Origin of the sequence: Variovorax boronicumulans (assembly GCF_029892485.1) — a bacterium.
Taxonomy (GTDB): Bacteria; Pseudomonadota; Gammaproteobacteria; order Burkholderiales; family Burkholderiaceae_C; genus Variovorax; species Variovorax boronicumulans_B.
Window position 1 is genome coordinate 140,375 of record NZ_JARXVG010000007.1, and the last position, 23,943, is coordinate 164,317.

Annotated in this window: 25 protein-coding genes; 13 read left to right on the forward strand and 12 right to left on the reverse strand. The window is 66.8% G+C overall.

The window, feature by feature from the left end; genetic code table 11:
* Window positions 1-2 precede the first annotated feature (2 nt).
* The 3 genes from M2282_RS18090 to M2282_RS18100 form a co-directional block, all read right to left on the reverse strand.
* Window positions 3-971, reverse strand: coding sequence for a DMT family transporter (locus tag M2282_RS18090; RefSeq protein WP_280810164.1), 969 nt, complete (start codon window positions 969-971; stop codon window positions 3-5).
* A gap of 21 nt (window positions 972-992) precedes the next feature.
* Entirely contained in the window at window positions 993-2,606 is a 1,614-nt protein-coding gene (locus tag M2282_RS18095) for a gamma-glutamyltransferase family protein (protein WP_280810165.1), read from the reverse strand.
* Window positions 2,607-2,734: 128 nt separating this feature from the next.
* Window positions 2,735-3,712, reverse strand: coding sequence for a Bug family tripartite tricarboxylate transporter substrate binding protein (locus M2282_RS18100; protein WP_280810166.1), 978 nt, complete (start codon window positions 3,710-3,712; stop codon window positions 2,735-2,737).
* Between the two features lie 97 nt (window positions 3,713-3,809).
* On the opposite strand from M2282_RS18100, the gene M2282_RS18105 reads away from it, so the two are divergent.
* Window positions 3,810-4,736 (forward strand): LysR family transcriptional regulator, encoded by a 927-nt coding sequence (locus M2282_RS18105; RefSeq protein ID WP_280810167.1) that lies wholly within the window; start codon window positions 3,810-3,812, stop codon window positions 4,734-4,736.
* A 330-nt stretch (window positions 4,737-5,066) separates the two neighbouring features.
* Here the strand turns inward: M2282_RS18105 and M2282_RS18110 are convergent, their stop codons facing one another.
* The 7 genes from M2282_RS18110 to M2282_RS18140 all read right to left on the reverse strand — a co-directional run bounded on the left by M2282_RS18110 (window position 5,067) and on the right by M2282_RS18140 (window position 11,840).
* Window positions 5,067-6,578: a tripartite tricarboxylate transporter permease gene (locus tag M2282_RS18110; protein WP_280810168.1), complete on the reverse strand. Its 1,512-nt coding sequence runs from the start codon at window positions 6,576-6,578 to the stop codon at window positions 5,067-5,069.
* A 16-nt stretch (window positions 6,579-6,594) separates the two neighbouring features.
* Window positions 6,595-7,083: a tripartite tricarboxylate transporter TctB family protein gene (locus M2282_RS18115; RefSeq protein ID WP_280810169.1), complete on the reverse strand. Its 489-nt coding sequence runs from the start codon at window positions 7,081-7,083 to the stop codon at window positions 6,595-6,597.
* Between the two features lie 110 nt (window positions 7,084-7,193).
* Window positions 7,194-8,990, reverse strand: a complete 1,797-nt coding sequence (locus M2282_RS18120) for a GspE/PulE family protein (protein ID WP_280810170.1) — start codon at window positions 8,988-8,990, stop codon at window positions 7,194-7,196.
* Window positions 8,987-9,769: a spermidine synthase gene (locus M2282_RS18125; RefSeq protein WP_280810171.1), complete on the reverse strand. Its 783-nt coding sequence runs from the start codon at window positions 9,767-9,769 to the stop codon at window positions 8,987-8,989. Before M2282_RS18125 ends, M2282_RS18120 begins: the two co-directional genes overlap by 4 nt.
* A complete protein-coding gene (locus M2282_RS18130) occupies window positions 9,769-10,296 on the reverse strand; it encodes a DNA-deoxyinosine glycosylase (protein ID WP_280810172.1) in 528 nt (175 codons plus the stop codon). The genes M2282_RS18125 and M2282_RS18130 overlap by 1 nt, the downstream gene beginning before the upstream one ends.
* Before the next feature lie 79 nt (window positions 10,297-10,375).
* Complete coding sequence (locus M2282_RS18135; RefSeq protein WP_280810173.1) at window positions 10,376-10,849, reverse strand: hypothetical protein; 474 nt, start codon at window positions 10,847-10,849, stop codon at window positions 10,376-10,378.
* A gap of 130 nt (window positions 10,850-10,979) precedes the next feature.
* Window positions 10,980-11,840: a TatD family hydrolase gene (locus M2282_RS18140; protein WP_280810174.1), complete on the reverse strand. Its 861-nt coding sequence runs from the start codon at window positions 11,838-11,840 to the stop codon at window positions 10,980-10,982.
* 88 nt (window positions 11,841-11,928) lie between these two features.
* Between M2282_RS18140 and M2282_RS18145 the strand changes: the two genes are divergently transcribed.
* The 4 genes from M2282_RS18145 to M2282_RS18160 all read left to right on the forward strand — a co-directional run bounded on the left by M2282_RS18145 (window position 11,929) and on the right by M2282_RS18160 (window position 16,119).
* A complete protein-coding gene (locus tag M2282_RS18145) occupies window positions 11,929-12,921 on the forward strand; it encodes a S1C family serine protease (protein ID WP_280810175.1) in 993 nt (330 codons plus the stop codon).
* A 20-nt stretch (window positions 12,922-12,941) separates the two neighbouring features.
* Complete coding sequence (locus tag M2282_RS18150; RefSeq protein ID WP_280810176.1) at window positions 12,942-13,967, forward strand: AAA family ATPase; 1,026 nt, start codon at window positions 12,942-12,944, stop codon at window positions 13,965-13,967.
* Window positions 13,968-14,077: 110 nt separating this feature from the next.
* Window positions 14,078-15,085, forward strand: coding sequence for a DUF58 domain-containing protein (locus M2282_RS18155; protein ID WP_280810177.1), 1,008 nt, complete (start codon window positions 14,078-14,080; stop codon window positions 15,083-15,085).
* Window positions 15,082-16,119 (forward strand): VWA domain-containing protein, encoded by a 1,038-nt coding sequence (locus M2282_RS18160; RefSeq protein WP_013539797.1) that lies wholly within the window; start codon window positions 15,082-15,084, stop codon window positions 16,117-16,119. The genes M2282_RS18155 and M2282_RS18160 overlap by 4 nt, the downstream gene beginning before the upstream one ends.
* On the opposite strand, the gene M2282_RS18165 is transcribed toward M2282_RS18160, so the two are convergent.
* Both M2282_RS18165 and M2282_RS18170 read right to left on the reverse strand, forming a co-directional pair.
* Window positions 16,103-16,771 (reverse strand): TetR/AcrR family transcriptional regulator, encoded by a 669-nt coding sequence (locus tag M2282_RS18165; RefSeq protein ID WP_280810178.1) that lies wholly within the window; start codon window positions 16,769-16,771, stop codon window positions 16,103-16,105. The genes M2282_RS18160 and M2282_RS18165 overlap by 17 nt on opposite strands.
* An 81-nt stretch (window positions 16,772-16,852) precedes the next feature.
* Window positions 16,853-17,455: a phenylacetic acid degradation protein PaaY gene (locus M2282_RS18170; protein ID WP_280810179.1), complete on the reverse strand. Its 603-nt coding sequence runs from the start codon at window positions 17,453-17,455 to the stop codon at window positions 16,853-16,855.
* A 149-nt stretch (window positions 17,456-17,604) separates the two neighbouring features.
* On the opposite strand from M2282_RS18170, the gene M2282_RS18175 reads away from it, so the two are divergent.
* From M2282_RS18175 to paaE, 8 genes are read left to right on the forward strand one after another with little or no spacing between them, the layout of a single operon-like run.
* The gene (locus M2282_RS18175; protein ID WP_280810180.1) at window positions 17,605-18,408 is read left to right on the forward strand and encodes an enoyl-CoA hydratase-related protein; all 804 of its coding nucleotides are present in this window, start codon (window positions 17,605-17,607) and stop codon (window positions 18,406-18,408) included.
* Between the two features lie 2 nt (window positions 18,409-18,410).
* Window positions 18,411-18,854 carry a hydroxyphenylacetyl-CoA thioesterase PaaI gene (gene paaI / locus M2282_RS18180; RefSeq protein ID WP_280810181.1) on the forward strand — a complete coding sequence of 148 codons (444 nt, stop codon included), beginning with the start codon at window positions 18,411-18,413 and terminating at the stop codon, window positions 18,852-18,854.
* 14 nt (window positions 18,855-18,868) lie between these two features.
* Complete coding sequence (gene paaK / locus M2282_RS18185) at window positions 18,869-20,179, forward strand: phenylacetate--CoA ligase PaaK (protein ID WP_280810182.1); 1,311 nt, start codon at window positions 18,869-18,871, stop codon at window positions 20,177-20,179.
* Between the two features lie 33 nt (window positions 20,180-20,212).
* A complete protein-coding gene (gene paaA, locus M2282_RS18190) occupies window positions 20,213-21,223 on the forward strand; it encodes a 1,2-phenylacetyl-CoA epoxidase subunit PaaA (protein ID WP_280810183.1) in 1,011 nt (336 codons plus the stop codon).
* Window positions 21,220-21,519, forward strand: a complete 300-nt coding sequence (gene paaB, locus M2282_RS18195) for a 1,2-phenylacetyl-CoA epoxidase subunit PaaB (RefSeq protein WP_013539788.1) — start codon at window positions 21,220-21,222, stop codon at window positions 21,517-21,519. Before paaA ends, paaB begins: the two co-directional genes overlap by 4 nt.
* Window positions 21,520-21,536: 17 nt before the next feature.
* Entirely contained in the window at window positions 21,537-22,316 is a 780-nt protein-coding gene (paaC, locus tag M2282_RS18200) for a 1,2-phenylacetyl-CoA epoxidase subunit PaaC (RefSeq protein ID WP_280810184.1), read from the forward strand.
* A complete protein-coding gene (gene paaD, locus M2282_RS18205) occupies window positions 22,313-22,837 on the forward strand; it encodes a 1,2-phenylacetyl-CoA epoxidase subunit PaaD (RefSeq protein WP_432422912.1) in 525 nt (174 codons plus the stop codon). Before paaC ends, paaD begins: the two co-directional genes overlap by 4 nt.
* A gap of 11 nt (window positions 22,838-22,848) precedes the next feature.
* Window positions 22,849-23,934, forward strand: coding sequence for a 1,2-phenylacetyl-CoA epoxidase subunit PaaE (gene paaE / locus M2282_RS18210; protein WP_280810186.1), 1,086 nt, complete (start codon window positions 22,849-22,851; stop codon window positions 23,932-23,934).
* Window positions 23,935-23,943 lie beyond the last annotated feature (9 nt).

The following is a 23,943-nucleotide window of genomic DNA, read 5'->3' on the forward strand; positions in this document are numbered from 1 at the left end:
TCCTAACGTGCAGGGGCTTCGCGCCCCTTGCGTGTGAAAACGAAGATGCCCGCAATGACGAGCACCGTGCCGGCCGCGATCCACGCGGTGAACGGCTCATCGAGTATGACCACCCCCATGAGGATGGTCGACAGGGGGCCGATCATGCCGGTTTGCGCCGCCACCGCGGGGCCGATGCGCTCGATGGCCATCATGACCATCAGGACAGGCACCGCCGTGCACACCGTGGCATTGAGCACCGAGAGCCAGATGACCTGGGGTGCCAGTTGCAATGCCACGTCGATCGGCCGCGTGAGCACGAACTGCAGGATGCACAGCACGCACGCCACCGTGGTGGCCAGGCCCACGAGCCGCAGCGAGCCCAGGCGCTTGACGAACTCGCCGCTGTAGACAAGGTAGCCCGCATAGCTCACCGCGCTCAGGAACACGAGGAACGCGCCCCAGGCCGCGGCGCCGCCGCCCTTGCCGCCACCACCGGTCCAGAGCTCGTGGCCGAACACCAGCAGCACGCCGGCATAGCTCACGATCATGCCCAGCACCTGCGGGCGCGTGGCACGCCGTCGGTACAGGAGCCAGCCGAACAGCAGCACCAGCGTGGGGTTGAGGTACAGGATCAGCCGCTCGAAGCTCGCCGAGATGTAAGCGAGCCCCGCAAAGTCCAGAAAGCTCGCGAGGTAGTAGCCCGAGAAGCCCAGGCCGACGACACCGAGCCAGTCGCGAAAGCTGAGCGCCGGCTTGCCGCGCCCCGCCCACCACGCCATCACAGCGAACAGCGGCAATGCAAAGAGCATGCGCAGCATGATGAGCGTGATGGCATCGACGCCGTAGCGGTAGGCCAGCTTGACGATGATTGCCTTGCCGCTGAACGCGATGGCGCCCAGCGAGGCGAGGATGAGGCCGGGCGCAATGCTCCTTGCGTCGCCTGCAGTAGAAGAATGGGGAATGCCGGTCTGCGCGGCGGTCTTGGTCATCCCCCGATCATCGCGCGCTCGTTAAAACCCTGCCGCCACGCCGTCACGGCGGGGGTCGCTGGCGGCCACGTAGCCCTCGACCGACGGATCGCCCGCACGCCAGATGAACTGGCCGGCGCCGAAGTCCTGGTACGAGTCGTTGATCACGTCCAGGTGATGGCCGAGGTCGCGCAGGCCCTGCACGGTGTCCGCGTTCATCGCGGCCTCGACGTTGATCTCCAGCCCCGCGTTGAAGCGCCAGCGCGGCGCATCGCAGGCGGCCTGCGGGTTCTGCTTGTAGTCGAGCATGCGCACCAGCGTCTGCATGTGGCCCTGGGGCTGCATGTTGCCGCCCATCACGCCGAAGCTCATGACCGGCTGGCCGTCCTTGGTCAGGAAGGCCGGAATGATCGTGTGGAACGGCCGCTTGCCCGGTGCCACCACGTTCGGGCTCTCGGTCTTGAGGCTGAAGCCGTGGCCGCGGTTCTGCAGGCTGATGCCGAACTCGGGCTCCACGCAGCCCGAACCGAAGCCCATGTAGTTGCTCTGGATGAAGCTCACCATCATGCCGCTCTCGTCCGCCGCGGTGAGGTAGATGGTGCCGCCCTTGACGGGGTTGCCGGCCTTGAAGTCCTGCGCTTTTTTCACATCGATGAGTCTGGCACGGGATGCGAGGTAGGCGTCATCGAGCATTTGCGCGGGGGTCACCGTCATCGACGATGGCTCCGACACGTAGCGGTACACGTCGGCGAAGGCCAGCTTCATCGCCTCGATCTGCAGATGCTGCGATGCGACCGAATCGACCGGCAGCGACGCGATGTCGAACTTCTCGAGGATGCCGAGCGCGATCAGCGCCGCGATACCCTGGCCGTTCGGCGGAATCTCGTGCAGCGTGTGGCCCCGGTAGTCGCGCGAGATGGGCTTGACCCACTCGGGCTGGTAGGCCGCGAGGTCGGCCACCGTGAGCGAGCCGCCCTGCTCGCTCGAAAACTTCGCCAGTGCCTCGGCAATCTCGCCGGTGTAGTAGGCCTCGCCCTTGGTGCGGGCAATGGCCTTGAGCGCGCGCGCCGCCGCGGTAAAGCGGAACAGCTCGCCCACTTCGGGCGCGCGGCCCCAGGGCAGGAAGGCCTGGGCAAAGCCGGGTTGCGAACCCAGCAGCGGCGTGGCCGCCGCCCACTTGCCCTGCACCACCGGCGGCACGAGGTAGCCGCGCTCGGCGATGTCGATGGCCGGTGCCAGCAGGTCTGCGAACGGCAGCTTGCCGAAGCGCTCGCTCATCGCGACCCAGCCGCGCACCGCGCCCGGCACGGTGACCGAGTCGATGCCGCGCATCGGCGGCGTGGCGGCATCGGCGCCGTACTTGGCCTTGAAGTACTCGGGCGTCCAGGCCTTGGGCGCAGGGCCCGAGGCATTGAGGCCGTGCAGTTCCTTGCCGTCCCACAGGATGCAGAAGGCATCGCTGCCCAGGCCGTTGCTCACGGGCTCGACCAGCGTCATGACGGCCGCGGTGGCAATGGCCGCATCGACCGCATTGCCGCCCTGCTGCAGGATGCGCAGGCCCGCTTGCGAAGCGAGCGGGTGCGAGGTGGACACCACGTTGCGCGCGAAGATCGGGATGCGCGTGGAGAGGTAGGGGTTGGCGTAGTCAAACTTCATACCGAGCTTTCAGGGTTGACGTTTTTTTCAGGAACACCGCGGAACCGGCTTTGCCGGCCCGCAGGTGTTGCCCCCGGTAGGGGGTTGGCGAAGCGACACGAAGTGCGCGCAGACTGGGGGCGAGCCAATTACTCGTTGGTGATCTTGCGGTCCACGACGATCTTTTTCCATTTGGCGGCGTCGATGGCCACCATCTTCGCGAACTGTTCGGGCGTGCCTGCGGCGGCCGGCTCGATGCCCAGGCGCGCGAGCTTGTCCTTCACTTCCGGATCGGCGATGGCCTCGTTGGCCGCCTTGTTGACGCGCGCCACGATGTCGGCGGGCAGGTTCTTCGGACCATAGAAGCCGAACCAGGTGTTCGACTCGTAGCCCGGCAGCGTGTCGGCAATCGGCGGCAGTTCGGGCGCGAGCGGCGAGCGCTTGAGCGTGGTCACGCCCAGGGCGCGCAGCCGGCCGTCGCGCACATGCGGCATGCCGGTGGGGAGCGAGTCGAACAGCACGTCGATCTTTCCGCTGATCAGGTCGGGAATGGCGAGCGCCGTGCCCTTGTAGGGAATGTGCGTCACGAACACGCCGGCCTGCGCCTTGAAGAGCTCCGCCGTGAGCTGCACGATGGTGCCGTTGCCGCTCGATGCGTAGTTGAGCTTGCCGGGGTTCTTCTTCGCGTAATCGATCCACTCGCGCACTGTCTTCGCGGGCGAGGTGACCGGCACCAGCATGATGCTGGGCGCATCGCCCACATGGCCGATGGGCGTGAAGTCGCGCACCGTGTCGTAGGGCAGCTTCTGCATCACGGCCGGGCCGATCGAGTGCGTACTGGTGGTGGCCAGCAGCAGCGTGTAGCCGTCGGGCGGGGCCTTGGCGGCCTGGTCTGAGCCGATGGCACCGCCGGCGCCGGGCTTGTTGTCGATGATCAGCTGGGTGCCCAGCTTCTCGCCCATCTTCTGCCCAAGCGTGCGGGCGAAGAGGTCGGTGGCGCCGCCCGCAGGGAAGGGCACGATCAGGCGAATCGGCTTGTTCGGATAGCCCTGCGCCAGGCTGGCGGACGATGCGGCCATGCACAGCAGCGCAACGGCGGCCCCTTGAAGGAACTGGATTCTTTTCATGGTGCTTGGATTCTGGCCCCGTGGCAAAACTCGAATGCTATGCAGCCGCCGCGCATCAAGCCAGATAATTCCGCTTATTCAACTATGAGCGCGGCTTATGACAAAGAACGCCACGGAAGAGGTCTCGCTGCAGCAACTGCGGGCGCTGGCGGCGGTGGCCGAATCGGGCAGCTTCACGCTGGCGGCCGAGAGCCTGCAGCTGACGCAGCCGGCCATCAGCCATCTGGTCAAGCGCATGGAGGAACAGCTCGGCCAGCCGCTCATCGTGCGGGGCCGCCGCATCCAGCTGACGAGCGCGGGCCAGGTGATGGTCGAGACGGCCGTGCGGGCGCTGCGGCTGATCGACGAGTCGGTTGGCGCCTGCCGTTCGCAGTCGCAGCTGCGCGAGGGGCGCGTGGTACTGGCCGTGGGCCACCTCACGGCGGGCGCCCTGCTGCCGCCGATGCTCGGGCGCTTTTCGCAGAAGCACCCGACGCTGGCGACCACGCTGCTGGACAGCACGGCCGAGCAGATGATTTCGCGCATCCTCTCGCAGGAGGCCGACCTGGGCTTCGGCTCCGACATCGGGCAGAAGCACTCGGAACTGGCGACCGAGCCGCTGTTCACTGAACGCATGGCCCTCTTCGTGCGCGACGACCATCCGCTCGCGCAACGCGTGGTGGTCGATGCGAAGCACCTGGACGCGCTGCCCTTCATCCACGTCAACCCCGGCGCCAACATCTGGCGCGCGGTGAGCCGCCAGCTGTCGAGCGTGGCCAACGTTTATCCGCACGTGGTGCACCACGTGTCGATGCTGTCGACGGCCTTCGGCCTCATACAGGCAGGCGCGGGCGTGGCGCTGCTGCCGCGCTACGTGGAGGTGCTGATGCCCGGAAACCTGCGCGCGGTGGCGGTCACGCGTCCCACGCTCGAATACCCGGTCGTCGCGGTGCGGCTGGCCAAGCATCCGCTCAGCCCGGCTGCACTGGCTTTTCTCGCGATGGCTCGGCAGCACATGAAGCCGCTGCGTGCTAGCAAGCCGTAGGAGGCATTCGGGGCGCGATCACGCCGACGGGGTACCTTGCTCCGCGAATGTCCCCCGCCCTTCGGGCTCCTCCTTGATTTCGCTGCGCAAGGCACCCCATCGGCGTGATCGTCATACACAGCGGTTGTTGATCGGCCGCACACCGGCAGCGTGCCCAAGTGCGCAGGGCATCGGGTGCTCCCCGCAGCGAAATCAAGGGGGAGGCCGCAGGCCGGAGGACATTCGCGGAGGGGAGCACCCGGTGGCCTGTGCACACACCCCGAACCACAGCCACCGAAATAAAAAACGGCGCCCGAAGACGCCGTATTTCCAAAGAGAGCCGAAGCCCGTTTATTCCTCGACGAAGGCTTCCTCACGCTTCGACTTCACCGCAGGCAGCAGCACGATCACCAGCAGCAATGCAGCAGCAGCCAGCAGGCTCGCGGAGATCGGACGCGTGACGAACACGCTCCAGTCGCCACGCGACAGCAACAGCGAGCGGCGCAGGTTCTCTTCCATCATCGGCCCGAGGATGAAGCCCAGCAGCAGCGGCGCAGGCTCGCAACCCAGCTTGAAGAAGGTGTAGCCCACCAGACCGAAGATGCCCACCATCCAGATGTCGAAGGTGTTGTTGTTGGTCGAGTACACGCCGATCGCGCAGAACAGCACGATCGCCGGGAACAGGAACTTGTACGGCACCGACAGCAGCTTGATCCACATGCCGATCAGCGGCAGGTTCAGGATGATCAGCATCGCATTGCCCAGCCACATCGAGGCGATCAGACCCCAGAACAGTTCCGGATTGCTGGTCATCACCTGCGGGCCCGGCTGGATGTTGTGGATGGTCATCGCGCCCACCATCAGCGCCATCACCGCGTTGGGCGGAATGCCCAGCGTCAGCAGCGGGATGAAGGAGGTTTGCGCACCGGCGTTGTTGGCCGACTCGGGAGCCGCCACGCCGCGGATGTTGCCCTTGCCGAAGGGCACTTCGCCCGGCTTCAGCTTGGTCTTCTTCTCGATCGTGTAGGCCGCGAAAGCCGCCAGCAGCGCACCGCCGCCAGGCAGGATGCCCAGGGCAGAACCCAGCGCCGTGCCGCGCAGGATGGCGGGCACCATGCGCTTGAAGTCTTCCTTGGTCGGAAACAGGCCCGAGACCTTGGCGGTGAACACTTCACGCTCGTCGTCCGGACGCGAGAGGTTGGCAATGATTTCGCCGTAGCCGAACACGCCCATGGCGATCGCCACGAAGCCGATGCCGTCGGTGAGTTCGGGAATGTCGAAGCTGTAGCGCGCGACACCCGAGTTCACGTCGGTACCGACCAGTCCCAGCAGCAGGCCCAGCACGATCATCGCGATGGCCTTGAGCAGCGAGCCCGAAGCCAGCACCACGGCGCCGATCAGGCCCAGGATCATCAGCGAGAAGTACTCGGCCGGGCCGAACTTGAAGGCCAGTTCGGTCAGCGGCGGTGCGAAGGCGGCCAGGATCAGCGTGCCGACGCAACCCGCGAAGAACGAGCCCAGGCCCGCAGCCGCGAGCGCCGGACCCGCACGGCCCTTGCGCGCCATCTGGTAGCCGTCGATCACGGTCACCACCGAGGACGATTCGCCCGGCAGGTTCACCAGGATGGCGGTGGTGGAACCGCCGTATTGCGCGCCGTAATAGATGCCGGCCAGCATGATCAGCGCCGACACTGGCGGCAGCGCGTACGTGGCGGGCAGCAGCATCGCGATGGTCGCGACCGGGCCGATGCCCGGGAGCACGCCGATCAGCGTGCCCAGGATGCAGCCGACCAGGCAGTACAGCAGGTTCGTGAAGGTAAAGGCAACGCCAAAACCCATCGAGAGGTGTTCAAACAGTTCCATGTGAGCAGCTTTCTTCTCAACCGGTGATGAAGGTCGGCCAGACCTGGATCTGCAGCTTGAGCGCCCAGATGAATGCGATGTAGCTGCCGATGGCAAGCACCGTCGCCAGGACGAGCACGGTGGGCAGCTTGAACTCGTGGCCCGCGAGGCTGGAGATGATCACGAGCGCGTAGATCGCGATGATCATTCCCATGGCCGGCACGCCGATGCTCGGGAGGCCCCCCAGCAGGATGCCGAATGCGAGGTTGGCGCCCAGGATGAACACCACCTGCTTCCAGGCCCATTTGCCGATCTTTTCGCCGTCGGTCGTTTCAACGGTGAGGCCGCTGAACATGATCCCCAGGCCGATCAGGGACATCAGGATGCCGAGCATCAACGGGAAGTAACCGGGCCCCATGCGGGCGCCGCTGCCCACGCTGTAGGTGGTGGCGCCCCAGGCGAACCCCACACCCACGACGGTGAACATCAGTCCCGAGAAAAAGTCTTTCTGACTCTTGATTTTCACGAACAGTCTCCTCGAACAAGTTTCGATGCGGGATTGTCCAGTCAGCTGGCGGTCAGGCCGATGTGGATTTCACTAACCGATGGATTAGGGTTAACCCAAAGGGCAACACATCACTCCAGCGGAGGCGTGGCGCTCAGCACCTCTTCGATGGTGGTCACGCCTTCGGCCACGCGCAGCGCGCCGGCCAGGCGCAGGGGCCGCATGCCATCGATCACGGCCTGGCGCCTGAGGCCCGTGAGGTTGGGCTCCTTGGTGACCTTGTCCTTGAAGGCTTCGGTCACGCTCAGCAGTTCGTACAGGCCCATGCGGCCCATGTAGCCGGTCATGCGGCAGTCGACGCAACCCACCGGCTTGTAGGCACGCACCGAGCCGGTGATCTGCCAGGGCTTGACGATGGCTTCCAGGCTCTCGCGCGTGACCGCGTCGTCGGGCTGCTTGCAGTGCGGGCACAGCGTACGCACCAGGCGCTGCGCGAGCACGCCCAGCATCACGGCGGTGATGAGGTACGACGGCACGCCCAGTTCCATCATCCGCGTGATGGCGCTCGGTGCGTCGTTGGTGTGCAGCGTGCTGAACACCAGGTGGCCGGTGAGCGCGGCCTGCACCGCCATCTCGGCGGTGGCGAGGTCGCGGATTTCGCCGACCATGATGATGTCCGGGTCCTGCCGCATCAGCGCGCGCAGGCCCTCGGTGAAACCGAAGTCCAGCTGCGGCTGCACCTGCGTCTGGTTGAACGAGGGCTCGATCATTTCGATCGGGTCTTCCACCGTGCTCACGTTGACTTCTTCGGTCGCCACGCGCTTGAGCGTGGAGTACAGCGTGGTGGTCTTGCCCGAACCCGTCGGGCCGGTCACCAGAATGATGCCGTTGGGCCGCGTCACCAGTTGCTCCCAGCGCTGCGCATCGTGCTGCGCGAAGCCCAGGGCGTCGAGGTCCTTCACGGCGGTGTCGGGGTCGAAGATCCGCATCACCATCTTCTCGCCGAAGGCGGTCGGCAAGGTCGACAGGCGCATTTCGACTTCGTCGCCGCGCATGTTGCGGGTCTTGATGCGGCCGTCGAGCGGACGGCGCTTTTCCACCACGTCCATGCGGCCCAGCAGCTTGATGCGCGCGACCATCGCGTTCATCACGCCCATCGGCATCTGGTAGGCGGGATGCAGGATGCCGTCGATGCGGAAACGGATCACGCCCTGTTCGCGCCGCGGCTCCAGGTGGATGTCGCTCGCGCGCTGGTCGAAGGCGTACTGCCAGAGCCAGTCGACCACCTGCACCACGCTCTGGTCGTTGGCGTCGAGCTGCCTGGTGCTCTTGCCCAGTTCCACCAGTTGCTCGAAGCTTGCGCCGCCGGTGTTGCCGCCCGCCTTCTGCGCGGCGCGCACCGACTTCGCGAGCGCGAAGAACTCGGCGGTGTAGCGCTGGATGTCGGCCGGGTTGGCCACCACGCGCCGCACCGTGCGCTTGGACTGGCGCTCGACTTCGGAGATCCAGTCGGTGAGAAAGGGCTCGGCCGTCGCCACCACCACCTCATGGGGCAGCACCTGCACCGGCAGCACCTTGTGGCGCTCGGCGTAGGCCGCGCTCATGGTGTCGGCCACCTTGCCCACGTCGACCTTGAGCGGATCGATGCGCAGGTACGCGAGGCCCGCGCGGCCCGCGAGCCATTGCGTGAGCGCTTCGAGGTCGAGCGGCTTGTTGTCGCTCTCGCGGGTCATCGCCACGTTGGCCAGGCGGACCAGCGGCGCCTGGCGGCTCTCGGCCTGGGCGCAGCGCGCGATGGTGCGCTTGGCTTCGACGGGAGAAATCACGCCGTCGGTGGCCAGCCATTCGATCAGGCGACGCAGCTCGAGCGGGCCCTCGTGGCGGGTTGCCAGAGGTGCGGGGGCGGAAACGGCGGGAACAGCGCTCATGAGCCGGGAGGCCGGGTGATGGAAGTATTCAGGGGCTTGAACACCCGCAGCCACTTCGGCGCGGGCAGACTCCAGCGAGTCTGGATCGTTTGCGCGCGCTCGGCAAGCACCTCGCGCTTGGGACGGCTGGGCGTGCGCTGCGCCAGCACCACCGTGTTGCCTTCGCGCGTCGGCTTGAAGGCCCAGACGGCATCGGCGCCGAAGGCGGCGGCGATCTTCTCCAGGCTGCGCTCATAGCTGGACGAGCGGCCGAAGAGGTTGACCGTCATGCAGCCGTCTTCGGTGAGCAGCGCGCGGCAGTCGGCATAGAAGTCTTCGCTGTCGAGCACCGGCGCGGCCGCTTCATGGTCGTACAGGTCGACCTGCAAAGCATCGACCGTGCCGTGCCACTCGGGCTTGCGGATTTCCACCGCCGCATCGGCGATCACCACGCGCAGCTTCGGGTCGTCCGCCGGCAGCTTGAACCAGCCGCGGCAGGCCGACACCACCTGCGGATTGAGCTCGACCGCCGTGGTGCGCATGCGCAGCGTCTTGCGGCTGAACTTGGTGAGCGTGGCCGCGCCGAGGCCCAGTTGCATGGCATGGCGGCTGGCGACGGACTTGCCATCGACGAAGAGCAACCAGGCCATCATGCGTTGCACGTATTCGAGTTCGATCTCGAACGGCGCATCGAGCTTCATCGAGCCCTGGACCCATTCGGTGCCCAGGTGCAGATAGCGGATGTCGCCCCAGTCGGAAAAATTGACTTCGGGAAGGACAGGGGTGGTGCGCGTTGCCATCAGATGAGTTTGTGAGCGTCGAAGACCTCGCGCCAGGCCGCGAGCTTTCGCTCGAAGCTCCACGACGCATTGGCGGGGCTGGTGGAAGGCAGCTGGTAGACCGGCACTCCGAGGGTGCGCGTGTGGCGTGCATGCTTGAAGCTTTCGCCGCCGTTGTGGGCGATGGCGGCGAGCTTGGGCAGCGCGAGGCCGGCGATGTCGTTCACGACGGGCGAGCGGATCGCCGAATCGAGACTGCCTTCGCGCTCGCAGGCCGCATACACGTCCCACACGCCCAGGCCGCGATCGAGCAGCCACGCCTTCTTCTTTTCGTAGCTGTCTGCGCCGGTCGGCAGCGGGTGGTCGGGCCAGACGGCTTGCAAGATTTTCCAGAACTGGTTTTGGGGATGCGCATAGTACTGCTGCTGCGCGAGCGAACGAACGCCCGGGAAGCTGCCGAGGATCAGCACGACGGTGGCGGGCGAGACGATGGGCGCGAGGCCTGTGAGCACCAGGGTGTCGGGGTCGGGTGCGGTGGGGGGATTCATGGGCTGCATCTTGGCACTGTCGCCGCGCACAAAAAAACCCGCCGAAGCGGGTTCTCTTGTCGAGGCCGGAAAGCCAGTCTTATTGCTTCTTGGCAGCTGCGTTCTCCGCCGTGCCAGGAATCTTCTCGCCGATGGCCGCGCCGGTGCTGCGCATGCCGTCGGCCGTCTTGTGGCCGGCGGTTTCAACGGCGTCGCCGGTCTTCACAGCTGCGTTCTTGGTGGCGTTGGTGGCCTTCTTGGTGGTTTTCTTGGTCGCGGTCCAGGCCTTCTTGGTGCCGCGCTCGGTGGCATTCGCGGCCTTCTTGGTGGTGCTCTTGGTGGCATCCCAGGCCTTTTCGGCGCCATTTTCGGTGGCGTTCACAGCCTTCTTGGTCGTGCGCTTGGTGGCATCCACTGCCTCTTTGCCGGTTTCCTTCACCTTCTCGGTGGTGGTGGGCTCGGCCGTTGCAGGCGCGGCAGCCGGGGCGGTGGTCTGGGCCACGGCGGACACGCCGATGGAGGCGAGCGCCAGGGCGAGCACGACAGGCATGGTGCGAATGAAAGATGTGGTCATGGAAGACTCCTTTTTGAGTGAAGTGTTGGAGTGACGGACTTGCCACTGTGCAAGCAACGCCGCTCCGAACCTCAAGGATGACAGCAAAAAGTCGGACTCTGCCCGCGTCCATGCAACTCGGGGCGTTGGCCTACGCGGGGTGCGGCGCGCGTTCCGACAAAGCCATCAGGCTTTCGAGCTTCGGCAGCGTTTCGACTGCATTCCGGGTGGTGGCTGCGGCCAGCGCATCGATGCCGATGCCACGCAATCCAGCGACCACTTCGGCGATGCGCGGCAGCTCTCCGGGCTCATTGCGCCCCTGCGCTTCGCCCGCATCGCGCTGCGCCTGCGTGCGGTAGAGCCAGTGCGGCTGGATGTCGGGCGCATCCGTCTCCATCACGATCGCGCCGAGGGGCAGTGTGGTCGCGAGCCGCCTCAGCTGCAGCGCGCGTTCAAAGGTCACCGCGCCGCCGAAGCCGAGCTTGAGCCCGAGCGCGATGCAGGCATTGGCCTGCTGCTCGCTGCCGTTGAACGCATGCGCAATGCCCTGCCATGGCCGGCCGCCCGACGTCTGGCGCAGGTGCTTGAGCACCTGGTCGACGGAACGCCGCACATGGATCAGGACGGGTAACCCATGCTTGCGTGCCAGTTGCAACTGAGTGTGAAAAAAACGCGCCTGCTTCGGGCCGTCCAGGCCTTCGACGAAGTAGTCGAGGCCGATTTCGCCGACCGCCACGAGCCGCGGGTCGCCCTGCCGCGCGGTCAGTTCCGCATCGAGCGCTTCGAGGTCGGCGTCCTCGGCCTTGCCCGTGCAAAGTGGGTGGATGCCCAGCGCGTAGGCATCGCCCTGCTTGTGGGCCAGCTCGCGCACGGTGTCGAAGTTGAAGACGGCCACGGCCGGAATCACGCACAGGGAAACCCCTTGCGCCGCCGCGCGGGCGCGGATCTGCGGCATCTCGGCACCGAATTCGGGCGCGTCCAGGTGACAGTGGGTATCGACGAACGAAGGCATCGCGCCATGATGCCCGAAGGGATGCACAGGCGCGGAAAGCGTGCTACTGTGAACTCCTTCACGCTTCTTATTTGCCGGAGGTTCTCCGATGCGCAGGCCCGCCTTCTACAGCCGATCGCCCCGCACGCTGCCGCCGGCCGCAGAACAGGTGGATGCCGCGGCATCGCCGGACGCGGCAGGCGCAGGTGGCGCCGTGCAGCCACCGGCCGCCCGCACCGGCTGGCAACCGGGGCGCAAGAGCTTCGCCCTCCTCCTCGTGCTGTGCGCGGCGCTGGTCACCGGCGGCACCGTGTGGTGGCCGCGCCAGGGCAAGGCGATCACGCAGAAGGACATCGACGCGGCCGTGCTGCGCACGATGCAGACCGCCACCCTCCCCTCGCCCGCCGCCAGAGCCGCCGACATCATCCGGCCCTCGGTCGTGCGCGTGGTCGGCTATGGCACCGAGAAGGCCACGCCCGAAGCCAAGACCCAGAAGCGCGGCCGCAACATGGCAAAGGGCAAGCCGCCCGAAGCGCCGCTCGACGGCACCGCGCCCGGCGAAGTCGAGCGCGGCGTCGGTACCGGCGTGGTGATCGTCGACAAGGGCGTGATCCTGACCAACCTGCATGTCGTGGCCGGCGCCGAGAAGATCAGGGTCACCTTCGCGGACGGGCTGGAGGCAGTGGCCGTCATCACCGGCGTGCAGCCCGAGAACGACCTCGCGGTGCTGCAGGCGCAGAAGATTCCCGACGACCTGATTCCCGCCACGATGCGCTCCACCGCCGACCTGCGCCCCGGCGACCAGGTGGCGGCCGTGGGCTTTCCGTTCGGCATCGGGCCTTCGGTGTCGGCCGGCGTGGTGTCGGGCCTGAAGCGCTCGTTCCGCTCACCCGAGGGCAAGCAGGAGCTGGGCAACCTGATCCAGTTCGACGCGGCCGCCAATCCCGGCAACTCGGGCGGCCCGCTGATCAACATGGACGGCGAGGTGCTGGGCATCGTCACCGCCATCCTCAACCCCACGCAGCAGCGCACCTTCATCGGCATCGGCTTCGCGGTGCCGATCGAGAACGCGGCCTCTGCGGCAGGTTCGCCGCCGTTCTGATTTCTTCGAAAGCACTTCGCATGAGCACAGAGACCCCTCCCCTCTCGACCTTCTCCACCGCGCCCGCCACCGCCGAGTTGATGGAGCAGATCCTCTACGAGGTCAAGCGCGTGGTCGTGGGGCAGGACCGCTTTCTCGAACGCGTGATGGTCGCGATGCTCGCGGGCGGCCACCTGCTGGTCGAAGGCGTGCCCGGGCTGGCAAAGACGCTCACCATCAAGACGCTGGCCGACACGGTGCGCGGCCAGTTCAAGCGCATCCAGTTCACGCCCGACCTGGTGCCGGCCGACCTGGTGGGCACGCGCATCTACAACCAGAAGACGGGCGACTTCAGCACCTCGCTGGGCCCCGTGTTCGCCAACCTGCTGCTGGCCGACGAAATCAACCGCGCGCCGGCCAAGGTGCAGAGCGCGCTGCTTGAGGTGATGCAGGAGCGCCAGGTCACCATCGCCGGCGAAACGCACAAGGTGCCGCGCCCCTTTCTCGTGATGGCCACGCAGAACCCCATCGAGACCGAAGGCACCTATCCGCTGCCCGAGGCGCAGGTCGACCGCTTCATGATGAAGGTGTTGGTCGACTACCCGAGCGACGAGGAAGAGTTCGTCATCGTGCAGCGCGTGATCGGCCCGGCGGTGGAAGCCCGCCCGGTCGCCACCACCGAGCAGCTCGCGGCGCTGCAGGCCGAAGCGCGGCGCGTGTATGTCGATCCCTCGCTGATCCAGTACGCGGTGAAGCTGGTGTCGGCCACCCGCACACCCGAGAAGCATGGCCTCAAGGACATGCGCCGTTTCATCACCTTCGGCGCGAGCCCGCGCGCCAGCATCAGCCTGACCGAAGGCGCGCGTGCACTTGCGCTGCTGCGCGGTCGCAGCTATGCGCTGCCCGAGGACATGACCGCGCTGGTGGCCGACGTGCTGCGCCATCGCGTGACGCTTTCCTACGAAGGCTTGTCCGAAGGCCTCACACCCGACGGACTGGTCGAGAAGATCATGCGGGCTGTCCCCGCACCACCCAAACCCCTGGAACATGAAAAGCTGGTGGCCTGAAATGAGCACACCCCCAGTCTTCGCGCACTTCGTGTCGCTGCGCCAACCCCCTTGCAGGGGGCAACACCTGCGGCCCGGCAAAGCCGGTTCCGCGGTGTTCCCGAATCCATATGAAAAGCTGGTGGCGTAAGGCCCCTACGGCCGCGAACGACGAACGGCTTGCCGCTGAATCGGCCGTGGCCGGCGGGGCCGAACGCGCGCTGCGCCGGCTCGAATGGACAGTCATCCGCCGCCTCGACGGCCTGCTGCAGGGCGACTACCGCACGCTGATGCGCGGCAGCGGTCTGGACCTGGCCGACCTGCGCGAATACCAGCACCACGACGACGTGCGCCACATCGACTGGAATGTCACCGCCCGCCTGCAGACGCCGCACGTGCGCGTCTTCACCGAAGACCGCGAGATGGCGGCCTGGTTCGTGCTCGACCTGAGCCGCTCGGTCGACTTCGGCTCGGGCCTGAAGGCCAAGCGCGAGATCTCGGCCGGCTTCGTCGGCGTGCTCGCGCGGCTGCTCACGCGGCACGGCAACCGGGTCGGCGCGCTGGTCTACGGCAACGACCTCGAAGCCGTGATCCCGCCGCGCAGCGGCAGGCGCCATGTGCTGCACCTGTTGCACGCCATGGAGCGCCGCGCCGACAAGGCCGGCGCACCGGCGCAAAAGGGCATGACCCGCCTGGACGACCTGCTCAAGTCCGCCGCCAACCTGATGCCGCGCCGTTCCACCGTCTTCGTGGTGTCCGACTTCCTCAGCGAGCCCGGCTGGGAACGCCCGCTGGGCCAACTGGTGCAGCGGCATGAAGTGATCGCGGTGCGCCTCTTCGATCCGCTCGAACTCGAACTGCCCGACCTCGGCCTCGTGCCGCTGCGCGATGCCGAGACGGGTGAGCAGCTCTGGGTCGACACCCACGATGCCGGTTTTCGCAAGCGCTTTGCGCGCCTGGCCGCCGAGCGCGAGGCGGCGCTGCGCGCCTCGCTCGCCAAGGCCGGCGTCGATGCCCTGGAGCTTTCGACCAGCGACGACCTGGTGGAAGCCATCGTTCGTTTTGCCGACATGCGCAAGCGCCGCACGCGCTTCGGCGCAGGTTCAGGCAAGGGCAGTGTGAAGGCGGTGGCAGCATGACATTTCTCTGGCCTCAATTCCTCTGGCTGCTGGCGGCGTTGCCGCTGCTGGTGCTGCTCTATGTCTGGCTGATCCGCCGCAAGAAGAAGATGGCGGTGCGCTACGCCAGTCTTTCGATCGTGCGCGAGGCGATGGGCGCAGGCCAGAGCTTCAGGCGCCACCTTCCCCCCTTGCTGTTCCTCCTGGCCATGGCCGCGATGCTGGTGGCCGCGGCGCGGCCGATGGCCGTGGTGATGCTGCCCTCGAACCAGCAGACCATCATCCTCGCGATGGACGTCTCGGGCAGCATGCGGGCGGCCGACGTGCTGCCCAACCGGCTGGTGGCGGCGCAGGAAGCGGCCAAGAGCTTCATCAAGGACCTGCCGCGCACCGTGAAGGTCGGCATCGTCGCCTTCGCGGGCAGCGCGCAGGTGGCGCAGTTGCCCACCACCAACCACGACGACCTGGTGACCGCGATCGACAGCTTCCAGCTGCAGCGCGCGACCGCCACCGGCAACGCCATCGTGGTGTCGCTCGCCACGCTGTTCCCCGATGCCGGCATCGACGTCGAGCAGTTCAGCGCCCCGAGCCGCCAGCGCGGCACGCCGATCGACCAGACCGAGAAAAAGCTCAAGGACTTCACGCCCGTGGCGCCCGGCTCGTTCACCTCGGCCGCGATCATCATGCTGACTGACGGCCAGCGCACCACCGGGGTCGATCCGCTCGACGCTGCCAAGGCCGCGGCCGACCGCGGCGTGCGCATCTACACGGTGGGCGTGGGCACGGTCGATGGCGAGACCATCGGCTTCGAAGGCTGGTCGATGCGCGTGCGGCTCGATGAGGAAACGCTCAAGGCCGTCGCCAACAAGACCAATGCCGAGTACTTCTACGCCGGCACCGCGAACGACCTGAAGAAGGTCTACGAAACGCTGAGCTCCAAGCTCACCGTGGAGAAGAAGGAAACCGAAATTTCGGCGCTGTTCGCGCTGGGCGCGGCGGTGCTGACGCTGTTGTCGGCGGGGCTGTCGCTGCTCTGGTTCAACCGGATTCTTTAGCGCTCGGTGCGGCTGCGGCAGTTGCAGCGGCTGCGGCCTGCACCGCCGCATAGTCGGGCGACTTGACCGCGCCGACGCCGCCCAGGAACAGATCGGCCACGATCGGCGCGATGGCCGCGTGGTCGAGTTTTCCGTCGGGCTTCATCCAGGTGAACATCCAGTTGATCATGCCGAACAGCAGCATGGTCAGCGGCTTGGCCAGGTCGTCGCTGGGCGCGCCGGGCCTGAGGGCCGACACCGCGCGCGCAAAGCCCGCGACCACCTCGCGCTCCTTGTCGAGCACCCGCTCGCGGTCTTCTTCTTCGAGAAAGCGCACGTCGTCGGTCAGCACGCGGTGTGCGTCCTGCGCGCCGGCGTATTCCTCGACGATGCGGTAGATGAAGCGGCGCAGGCGCTCTTCGTCGGTGTGCGTCGAGGCCTCTTCCTCGGCCACCAGCGCCGCCAGCTTGGACACGTGCGTCTCGGCGATGCTGATCAGGAGGCTGCTCTTGTCCTTGTAGTAGTGATAGAGCGTGGCCTTCGAGAGCTTGCAGGCCTCGGCCACCTGGTTCATTGACGTGGCGGGATAGCCCCGCCGCGCGAACAGCTGGGCGGCCTGCGCGAGGATCAGTTCGCGCTGGTCGTCGTAGGTGGCGGATCTTCCACGCGGCATCGGGTCGGGTTCCTTGGAATCAAGCGGTTGAGGACAACGCGCGATCTTGCATGAAGCGGGCGGAGGGTCAGAGGCAGCCTCTCAGCCCCGGCGCGTGGCGATGAGCGGTTGCACGTCGATGGCCGGCAGGCGCGGGCGCTGTGCCTCCACCTCGGCGAGCGGCGCCACCTCGCGCAGGCTCTCGAGGCAGCGCACCGTGAGCGCCTGGTACACGTGCGTGCCGTCGAGCTTCCACGCGACTTCCTCGTCGGTGAGCTCGCGTTTCGCCTTCGCCGGTATGCCCGCCACCAGCGAGCGCGCCGGTACCTTCATGCCGGCCGGAACGAAGGCGCAGGCCGCGACGATGGCTTTCTCGCCGATCTCAGCCTCGTCCATCACCACCGCATTCATGCCCACCAGCGCATCTCGCCGCACGATGCAGCTGTGCAGGATCGCGCCGTGGCCGATGTGGCCGTTGACCTCCACCACCGTGTCGTTGTCGGGAAAGCCGTGGATGCAGCAGTGGTCCTGCACGTTGGAGCCTTCCTCCAGCACGATGCGGCCGAAGTCGCCGCGAAGGCTCGCGCAAGGGCCGACATAACAGTTCGGGCCGACGATCACGTCGCCGATCAGCACCGCAGTGGGATGCACGTACGCGCTCGGATGAACGACGGGAATCACGCCGTCGATGGAATAGCTGGGCATTCGGTCGGTCTCCTTTTTTTCGGGACTCAGGGTTTGCCCTGAATCAACCCGCTTGTGCCGGGATTGGGCTCGATCCTAAAATCAACCGAACGGTCGGTCAATAGTGTTTGCTAGCCGATTCGTACCCACACAAGGATGAGAGACACCCCATGTCAGAACCTTTAGTTCTCGTCGGCAACGCTGGCGCGGTCCGCACGCTGAGCCTCAACCGCCCCGCGGCGCTCAACAGCTTCACGACCGAACTGCACGCCGAATTGATGGCGGCGCTGGAATCGGCAGCCGGGGACGACAGCGTTCGATGCGTGGTCCTCACCGGCGCCGGCCGTGCCTTCTGCGCCGGACAGGACCTGGCCGACCCTTCGGTCGCCCCCGACCCCACGCCAGGCGCCGCATCCAAGGACCTGGGCCACGTCATCTCCACCTACTACGCCCCACTGGTCGCACGCCTGCGCTCGATGCCGGTGCCGGTGGTCGCAGCCGTGAACGGCGTTGCCGCCGGAGCGGGCGCCAACCTCGCGCTGTGCTGCGACCTCGTCGTGGCCGGCCGCTCGGCGAGCTTCATCCAGGCCTTCACCAAGATCGGCCTGGTGCCCGACACCGGCGGCACCTGGCTGCTGCCGCGCCTCGTGGGCTCGGCGCGCGCGCTGGGCATCGCGCTGCTCGGCGACAAGCTTCCCGCCGAAGAAGCCGCGCGCATCGGCCTCATCTGGCAGTGCGTGGACGATGCGGCGCTCGCCGACACGGCCGCCGCGCTCGCAGCCAAGCTGTCCGCCATGCCCACACGCGCCCTCGTCGCCACCCGCCAGGCCCTGGCCGCGGCACAGGACATGGGGCTCGATGCAGCCCTCGCCGAAGAAGCCCGCATCCAGCGCGAGATGGGCAACGCCAACGACTACCGCGAAGGCGTCGAAGCCTTCCGTGCCAAGCGCGCGCCTGTGTTCAAGGACCGCTGAGCATGACCGAACCGATCCGCACGCCCCAGCAAACGGCCGAGTACGTCCGCGACGGCATGTACGCGAACGACAACGCAACAAAAGGCCTCGGCATGCGCATCGTCGAGGTCGGCCCCGGCCAGGCCACCATCGAGATGCAGGTCCGCGACTACATGCTCAACGGCCATGCCACCTGCCACGGCGGCTTCATGGCCACGCTCGCCGACTCGACCTTCGCCTTCGCCTGCAACTCGTACAACGAGCTGACCGTGGCCTCGGGCTTCTCGATCGATTTCATCGCCCCCGCGCGCGAGGGCGATGTGCTCACCGCGCGCTGCCACGAAATCTCGAAGGCCGGCCGCACAGGCGTGTACGACACCGAAATCACCAACCAGCGTGGCGAGCGCATCGCGATGTTCCGCGGCCGCTCCTACACCGCCAAGGGCCGGCCCGCCGTTGCCGCCTGAGGAGACAACACACCATGACAGCCAGACACCCCGCCCCCGGCGAACTCGATCCCATCGAAACCGCGAGCCGCGACGAGATCACCGCGCTGCAGCTCACCCGTCTTCGCTCCACGCTGCAGCGCGCTTATGACAACGTGCCGCACTACCGCAAGGCCTTCGATGCGAAGGGCGTGCACCCGAACGACCTGAAGTCGCTCGCCGACCTGTCGAAGTTCCCGTTCACGGTGAAGAGCGACCTGCGCGACAACTATCCCTTCGGCATGTTCGCCGTGCCGCGCACGCAGGTGGCGCGCATCCATGCGTCGTCGGGCACTACCGGCAAGCCGACCGTCGTGGGCTACACGAAGAACGACATCGACACCTGGGCCGACCTCGTCGCGCGTTCGATCCGCGCCGCGGGCGGCCGGGCCGGCGACATGATCCACGTGGCCTACGGCTACGGCCTCTTCACCGGCGGCCTGGGCGCGCACTACGGTGCCGAGCGCGCGGGCTGCACCGTCATCCCGATGTCGGGCGGCCAGACCGAGAAGCAGGTCCAGCTCATCCAGGACTTCAAGCCCGACATCATCATGGTCACGCCCAGCTACATGCAGGTGATCATCGAGCAGTTCGAACGCCAGGGCCTGAGCGCGAAAGACAGCTCGCTCAAGATCGGCATCTTCGGCGCCGAACCGTGGACCGAGGCGATGCGCCGCGACATCGAGGCCAAGGCCGGCATCGACGCGGTCGATATCTACGGCCTCTCGGAGGTGATGGGCCCGGGCGTTGCCAGCGAATGCGTCGAGAGCAAGGACGGCCCGGTGATCTGGGAAGACCACTTCTACCCCGAGATCATCGACCCCGACACCGGCGAACTGAAGGCCGACGGCGAAGAAGGCGAACTGGTCTTCACCTCGCTGAGCAAGGAGGCGATGCCCATCATCCGCTACCGCACGCGCGACCTCACGCGCCTGCTGCCGCCCACCTCGCGCGCCTTCCGCCGCATGGGCAAGATCGTCGGGCGCAGCGACGACATGATGATCATCCGCGGCGTCAACGTCTTCCCCACGCAGGTGGAAGAAATCGTGCTCGCGCACAAGAGCCTCTCGGGCCTCTACCAGGTGCATGTGAGCCGCGCCGAGAAGCTGGACCAGGTCGAGGTGCACTGCGAGCTCAATGCAGCCGACGCCGCCGCGGCCGACCGCGCCGCCATCGGCGAATGGGTGCAGCACCGCGTGAAGACGCTCATCGGCATCTCCACGCGCGTGGTCGTCCATTCGCCGAACGAGATGGAACGCACCCAGACCGGCAAGGCCCGCCGCGTGATCGACACGCGCCCGCGCTGACCCGCCCCACACACCCACCGAAAGGACACGCACATGTACACCCAGGCAATGGACACCATGGGCAAGGACGCCGGCGACGACAAGAAGAGAGCCTTGCGCTCCGCCGAAGAAATGCAGCTCGAAGCGCGCTTCGACGCCCACATCGACGCCGGCGACTTCATCGAGGCCAAGGACTGGATGCCCGAGCACTACCGCAAGACGCTGGTGCGCCAGATCAGCCAGCACGCGCATTCCGAAATCGTCGGCATGCTGCCCGAGGGCAACTGGATCAGCCGCGCGCCGACCTTGAAGCGCAAGGCCATCCTTCTGGCCAAGGTGCAGGACGAAGGCGGCCACGGCCTCTACCTGTATGCCGCTGCCGAAACGCTGGGCACCTCGCGCGACCAGATGTTCGATGCGCTGCACAGCGGCAAGGCCAAGTACAGCTCGATCTTCAACTACCCCACGCTCACCTGGGCCGACATGGGCACCATCGGCTGGCTGGTCGATGGCGCGGCGATCATGAACCAGGTGCCGATCTGCCGCTGCTCGTACGCACCGTATGCGCGCGCCATGATCCGCATCTGCCGCGAGGAGAGCTTTCACCAGCGCCAGGGCTACGAGGCCCTGCTGACCATGATGACCCACGGCACCGACGCGCAGAAGGCGATGGTGCAGGACGCGGTGAACCGCTGGTGGTGGCCCTCGATCATGATGTTCGGCCCGCCCGACGACCAGTCGCCCAACTCGGCGCAATCGATGCGCTGGGGCATCAAGCGCTTCAGCAACGACGAGCTGCGCCAGAAGTTCATCGATGCGGCCGTCGAACAGGCCGCCATCCTCGGCGTGACCCTGCCCGACCCGGACTTGAAGTGGAACGAGGAGCGCCAGGCGCACGACTTCGGCACCATCGACTGGAGCGAGTTCTGGCGCGTGGTGGGCGGCGACGGGCCGTGCAACCGCGAACGCCTGCAAGCGCGCGTCGACGCCTGGGACGACGGCGAATGGGTCCGCGAAGCCGCGATGGCCCACGCCAACAAACAACCGATCAAGGAGGCCGCATGAGCGCCGATACGACCAAACAAGAGTGGCCCCTGTGGGAAGTGTTCGTGCGCAGCAAGGCGGGCCTGGACCACAAGCATTGCGGCAGCCTGCATGCGGCCGATTCGAAGATGGCGATCCAGATGGCGCGCGACGTGTACACGCGCCGCCAGGAAGGCAGCAGCATCTGGGTGGTGCGCTCCGAGCAGATCGTGGCGAGCGACCCGGGCGAGAAGGACATGTACTTCGATCCGGCGGAAGACAAGGTCTACCGCCATCCGACCTTCTACGCGCTGCCCAAGTCCGTGGACCACATGTGAGCAAGGACTGAACTGCCATGCAAGCATCGATCGAACTGAACCGCACGCCCGCCGTGCAATACCTGCTGCGCATCGGCGACACGTGTCTCGTGCTCGCGCAGCGCCTGGGCGAATGGTGCGGCCATGCACCCGTGCTGGAAGAAGACATCGCGATGGCCAACATCGCGCTGGACCTCGTGGGCCAGGCCCGCGCGCTGCTCACGCACGCCGGCAAGCTCGAGGGCGAAGGCCGCGCGCACGACGAAGACCAGCTCGCCTACCTGCGCGACGAGCGCGACTACTTCAACCTCACGCTGGTCGAGCTGCCGCGCGGCGACTTCGCCTTTGCCGTGTTGCGCAACACCATGGTTGCCACGCTGCTCAAGCTGCTGTGGCAGCGCCTGGCCGCATCGAGCGATGCCGAAGTGGCCGCCATCGCCGGCAAGGCCGTGAAGGAAGCGCGCTACCACCAGCAGCATTCGGCCGACTGGGTCGTGCGCCTGGGCGACGGCACCGATGAATCGCGTCGCCGCACCGAGAAGGCGCTGAAGCAACTCTGGCTCTACGTGCCCGAACTCTTCGAGAGCGATGCGGTGGACGAAACAGCGAGCGCCAGCGGCCTCGGCCCGGCCTGGAGCGAACTGCGCGATCCCTGGCTCGCCGAGATGCAACAGGTGCTCGACGCAGCCGGCCTCGCGATGCCGAAGGAAGCTGCCTTCCGCAGCACCGGCAAGCAGGGCGTGCACAGCGAGCACATGGGCTACATCCTCACCGAGATGCAGCACCTGCAACGGACTTTCCCCGGAGGCGTTTGGTGAACGCGCTGGCCTCGCGCGTCGATGCGGCATGGACCGTGCTGCACACGGTGCTCGACCCCGAGGTGCCGGCCGTGTCGGTCTGCGACCTGGGCATCGTGCGCGAAGTGATCGAACACGACGACGGTTTGGAGATCGTGCTCACGCCGACCTACTCCGGCTGCCCCGCGACCGAAGCCATCGAGCACGACGTGCTGGCCGCCATCGAAGAGGCCGGCCTCGGCCGCGCACGCGCCACCTTGCGCCGCGCACCCGCATGGAGCAGCGACTGGATCAGCGACGAAGGCCGCGCGAAGCTCGAGGCCTACGGCATCGCGCCCCCTGCTCACCTCACGCCCGAAGTCGCGGCCAACACCGCGATGCCGATCAAGCTCTTCGGCCGCATCTCAGGCGAACGCATCGCCTGCCCGCGCTGCGCGAGCGAACGCACCGAGCGGCTCTCGGCCTTCGGTTCTACCGCCTGCAAGGCGCTGTACCGCTGCATGGCCTGCCGCGAGCCCTTCGAACACTTCAAGCCAATCTAGGTCCCCAAGCGATGAGCACCCTCTTCCACCCCTTGCGCGTGAAGGCCATCGAGCCCGACACGGCCGAGGCCGTCATCGTCTCGTTCGAAGTGCCCACCGACCTGCAGGAAGTCTTCGGCTTCACGCAGGGCCAGTACCTCACCCTGCGCCACGACATCGACGGCCAGGACCTGCGCCGCTCCTATTCGATCTGCGCAGGCCTGGACGACGGCGAGCTGCGCGTGGGCGTGCGCAAGGTGCGCGGCGGCGTGTTCTCCAACTGGATAAACGCGAGCCTGCAACCCGGCGACACGCTGCAGGTGATGGCACCGCAAGGCCGCTTCTTCGTGCCGATCGAGCCGTCCTCGGTCCGGCACCACGTCGGCATCGCGGGCGGCAGCGGCATCACGCCGATCCTCTCGATCATGAAGACCGTGCTGGCACGCGAGCCCGCGAGCCGCTTCACGCTGATCTATGGCAACCGGCAGTTGCAGTCCACGATGTTCAAGGAAGAAATCGAGGACCTGAAGAACCGCTACATGACTCGCCTGGTGCTGCTGCATGTGTTCTCCGACGAGCACACCGATTCGCCGCTGGGCTTCGGCGTGATGAACCGCGAGAAGATCGGCGAGTTCCTCTCGTCGGTGGTGCCCGCCAAGCGGATCGACCATGTCTACGTCTGCGGCCCGTTCCAGATGAACGATGAAGCCGAGGCCGCGCTGCTCGCGGCCGGCGTGCCGGAAGAGCGCATCCACATCGAGCGCTTCGGCGTCGCATTGCCCTCGGCCACCCAGGTCGGCGCCGTGGTGCACGAGACATTGCCCGGCGATGCCAAGCAGGCCCGCATCACCATCGTGCGCGACGGCCTGCAGCGCGAGATCACTTTCACCGAAGGCCAGCCCAGCATCCTCGATGCCGCATCGGCCGCGGGCCTGGAAGTGCCGTTCTCGTGCACCTCGGGCGTGTGCGGCACCTGCCGCGCCAAGTGCGTGGACGGGGAAGTCCGCATGGAAAGAAACTTTGCGCTCGACAAGAATGAAGTGGCCGCCGGGTTCGTGCTGACCTGCCAGGCCCACCCCCTCACCGAGCGCGTCACGCTGTCCTTCGACGAGCGTTGATGCACCAGG